Below are 4,122 nucleotides of genomic sequence, written 5' to 3' on the forward strand. Positions count from 1 at the left end.
GTCTGGAAGGCGATGCCGTCAATCACGCTGATGATGTCCACGATCTTGTGCGAGGAGGTGCTGATGGCGTGCATGGTTTCGACCACGCGGTTCACGGCGGCTCCGCCCTTGGTGGCCACGTCCGAGGCATTGTCGGCCAGGCGCTTGGCTTCGCGGGCATTGTCGGAGGTCTGCTTGACGGTGGCAGTCAGTTGCTCCATCGCCGAGGCAGTTTCCTGCAGCGAGCCGGCTTGCTGCTCGGTGCGGTGGGACAGATCCATGTTGCCGCGCTTGATTTCGTCGGAGGCCACGGCGATGGTGTCGGTACCATGGCGTACTTCACCGACGATGGCCACCAGGCTGTCATTCATGCCCTTGAGCGCAGCCATCAGCTGGCCCAGTTCATCCTTGCTGGTGACCTCGATGCGGCTGCCCAGATCACCCGACTGCACGCTCTGCGCCACGCTCACGGCCTGGGCCAGCGGACGGGAGATCGAGCGGGTCAGCAGCCACGCGATCAGGCCACCCAGAACCAGGGCTGCCATGCTGGCTCCCATCATGGTCCACTTGGCCATGGCGTAGGCGGCTTCGGCCTGTTCCACATTGGCTGCGGAATTCTTGCGCAGCAGCTTGTTGAATTGCTCCACGTGGGCAATCACGCGATTGAGGATGGGCATGCAATCCTTGACCAGCGAAGTGCGCGCCGCTTCGTTCTGTTGCGAGGTCGCAAGCTTGACGATGTTGACGGCCACCGGCAGGTATTGCGCCTCCAGCTTGCGCAGTTGCTCCAGCATGTCGCGCTCCTGCGGGGTGGTCGCCGGGTCCTGCATCAGGCGGGTCAGTTCGGCCATGCCGGATTCGATATCTTTCTGCGCGCTGCCGACCAGGTCGAGATCGCCTTTCTGTTCAGCGGCCCCATTGACCAGCGTCAGGTTGCGGGCCGCAATGGCGCGCAGGCCCACGGCGAATTGCACTTTGGAAAGTGCTTCAAGCTTGCCCTCATCGACGGAGGTCAGGAAGACGATGCGATCGTTCAGGCGCGACACTTGCTGCAGGCCGAAGGTGGCAACGGCCACCAGCAAGACCAGTACGGCGGCAAAGCCAAGGCCAAGACGATGGCCGATCTTCAGGTTCTTCATGACATCCTCCCCGATGGGTGCAATTGGTGTGGAAGCATTCTCGTTCAGCTGGAGTCCGCTTCCCATCGGGCTTTTCCTGAATTGCCTAGTTAAATGTCAGCGGAAAATCACCGGCAAATTGTCACTCCATTACGAAACAGAAAAAATCGATGATCACATCGGAAAAACCGATTACTTTTTGGCGTGATAAAGCGGCAACGGCTTGAGACAAAGCAACAAAAATGAAACCTGGGCCGGAAACAAAAAACGGCCTGCAGTAGCAGACCGTTGTTTGCGACATCAGATTGCGTTGCCGAAGCGGCAAGGCAGTCTCTGCTTCAGCGTGACTTGTAGGGATTGTCGTAGCCCAGGGTAGCCAGGATCTCGGTTTCCAGCGCTTCCATCTCGTTGGCTTCCTCATCGTCCTCGTGGTCATAGCCCTGCGCATGCAGCACGCCATGCACCACCAGGTGAGCGGTGTGTTCTTCCACGCTCTTCTTCTGCTCGGCGGCTTCCTTCTCCAGCACGTCGGTACAGAAAATGATGTCGGCTTCGGTGACTTCGCTGTCTTCATCTTCCGTATAAGCGAAGGTCAGCACGTTGGTGGCGTAGTCCTTGCCGCGATAGTCGCGGTTGAGGTCACGGCCTTCTTCGGAACCGACGAAACGCAGCGTCAGTTCGGCCGGCGCAAACAGGGCGGCCTGCACCCAGCGGCGCAGGAGAGGGCGGGTGATGCTGTCCTTGAGGCGGTCGTCGGCATATTGCACCGACAGCGTGAGTTTATGTTTTGGCATGGCGCGGCTTGGCGGATTTGGTCAGGAGATTGGTGGCAGTGCGGGCAGTGGCGCGCGCGGTATCGGGGCGCGGGTTGCCGGCGGCGTCATAGGCATCGACGATGCGCGCCACCAGCGGATGGCGGACCACGTCGGCACTGGTGAAGCGCGAGAAGGCGATGCCGCGTACGTCATGCAGCACCGACAGTGCATCGACCAGGCCGCTCTTCTGGCCGTGGTGCAAGTCGACCTGCGTGACGTCGCCGGTGATGACGGCCTTGCTGCCGAAACCGATGCGGGTCAGGAACATCTTCATCTGTTCCGGCGTGGTGTTCTGCGCTTCGTCCAGAATGATGAAGGCGTGATTGAGCGTGCGGCCGCGCATGTAGGCCAGCGGGGCGATCTCGATGGCCTGCTTCTCGAAGAGCTTCTGCGTGCGGTCGAAGCCCAGCAGGTCATACAGCGCGTCATACAGCGGACGCAGATACGGGTCGACCTTTTGCGCCAGATCGCCCGGCAGGAAGCCCAGGCGCTCGCCCGCTTCCACCGCCGGGCGCGTGAGCACGATACGCTGCACGGCGTCGCGTTCCAGTGCATCGACCGCGCAGGCCACGGCCAGGTAGGTCTTGCCGGTGCCGGCCGGGCCGACACCGAAGGTGATGTCGTGTTCCAGGATGGCATTCAGATACTGGCTCTGGTGCGGCGTGCGTCCGCGCAGGTCGTGCTTGCGGGTCTTCAGGATGGGGCTCTCGGGCAGCGGGTCCTGGCTGTCCTTGTCCTTGTCGTTGTCGGCAGCTGCAGCAGGCGCGGCCGCAGCGGCCTTGCCACGGCGCGCCGGCAGTGGCGGCAGGCCGGCTTCTTCATCGGCGGCGGCGTTGGCACGCTGCTCCACCAGGGCCAGCTGGATATCGTCCACAGCCACCGGACGGTCGGCCTTCTCGTAGAAGCGCTCCAGCACGTCCACGGCGCGCTGGGCATTGGTGCCGGTGACCACGAAACGGTCGCCACGACGGAAGATGGTCACGTCCAGCGCGGCGGAAATCTGGCGCAGGTTTTCATCGAGCGCACCGCACAGGTTGGCCAGGCGCTTGTTGTCCAGCGGCTGGGGCGTGAAGTGATGAGGCTGATTGGGGATTTTTTTCAATGCACGATTCCGGTTAAGGGGATTGAATCATCAATGACGGGTCACGATCTCGCCACGCAGCGAGAAGGGGAAGGCTTCGGTCACGCGGACTTCGATGATCTCGCCGATGAGGCGCTGGCCATTCGGGCCACCGTCGAAGTTGACCACGCGGTTGCTCTCGGTGCGGCCTTGCAGCTCATGCTCGCGGCGCTTGGAAACGCCTTCCACCAGCACCTTTTGCACCGTGCCGACCTGCGCGGCACTGATCTTTGCCGCGTTGTCGTTGAGCGCGGCCTGCAGGCGCTGCAGGCGGGCCAGCTTGACTTCCTGCGGGGTGTCATCGGCCAGGCTGGCGGCCGGCGTGCCGGGGCGCGGGCTGAAGATGAAGGAGAAACTGTTGTCGAAGCCCACATCGGCCACCAGCTTCATGAGTGCTTCGAAATCTTCCTCGGTCTCGCCGGGGAAGCCGACGATGAAGTCCGATTGCACCGTGATATCCGGACGCACCTTGCGCATGCGGCGGATCACCGACTTGTATTCCAGCGCGGTATAGCCGCGCTTCATCGCCGCCAGCGTGCGGTCCGAGCCGTGTTGCGCCGGCAGGTAGAGGTGATTGCAGAGCTTGGGCACCTTGGCATAGGTGTCGATCAGGCGCTGCGAGAATTCCTTGGGATGGCTGGTCACGAAGCGGATGCGCTCGATGCCCGGCAGCTCGGCGATGTATTCGATCAGCAGGGCGAAGTCGGCGATCTCGCCGTCTTCCATCACGCCGCGATAGGCGTTGACGTTCTGGCCCAGCAGCATGATTTCCTTCACGCCCTGGTCAGCCAGCCCGGCCACTTCGGTGAGCACATCCTCAAAGCGGCGCGAGACTTCCTCGCCGCGCGTATAGGGCACCACGCAGTAGCTGCAATACTTGCTGCAGCCTTCCATGATGGAGACATAGGCGGTCGCCCCTTCCACGCGGGCCGGCGGCAGGTGGTCGAACTTCTCGATCTCGGGGAAGCTGATGTCCACCTGCGGGCGGCCGCTGTAGCGCCGCTCGGAGATCATCTGCGGCAGGCGATGCAGGGTCTGCGGACCGAACACCATGTCCACGAAGGGTGCGCGCTTGATGATGGCGTCGCCT

4 protein-coding genes are annotated in these 4,122 nt (G+C 62.4%); all 4 read right to left on the reverse strand.

What is annotated here, in order from left to right:
• On the reverse strand, positions 1-1,184 hold a 1,184-nt coding region (locus B3873_RS16185; RefSeq protein ID WP_286867300.1), incomplete at its 3' end, for an MCP four helix bundle domain-containing protein.
• Between the two features lie 251 nt (positions 1,185-1,435).
• Positions 1,436-1,891, reverse strand: coding sequence for an rRNA maturation RNase YbeY (ybeY, locus tag B3873_RS16190; RefSeq protein WP_039790123.1), 456 nt, complete (start codon positions 1,889-1,891; stop codon positions 1,436-1,438).
• The gene (locus B3873_RS16195) at positions 1,878-3,014 is read right to left on the reverse strand and encodes a PhoH family protein (protein WP_286867302.1); all 1,137 of its coding nucleotides are present in this window, start codon (positions 3,012-3,014) and stop codon (positions 1,878-1,880) included. Before B3873_RS16195 ends, ybeY begins: the two co-directional genes overlap by 14 nt.
• A gap of 30 nt (positions 3,015-3,044) precedes the next feature.
• Positions 3,045-4,122, reverse strand: a 1,078-nt coding sequence (gene miaB / locus B3873_RS16200) for a tRNA (N6-isopentenyl adenosine(37)-C2)-methylthiotransferase MiaB (protein WP_286867304.1), incomplete at its 5' end; no start/stop codon positions are given.

It is taken from the genome of Herbaspirillum sp. UBA812, assembly GCF_002296545.1.
Taxonomy (GTDB): Bacteria; Pseudomonadota; Gammaproteobacteria; order Burkholderiales; family Burkholderiaceae_D; genus Herbaspirillum; species Herbaspirillum huttiense.

Coding starts and splice junctions, on each gene's coding strand:
- ybeY (WP_039790123.1), bottom strand. CDS start 1,891: ATGCCAAAACATAAACTCACGCTGTCGGTGCAATATGCCGACGACCGC.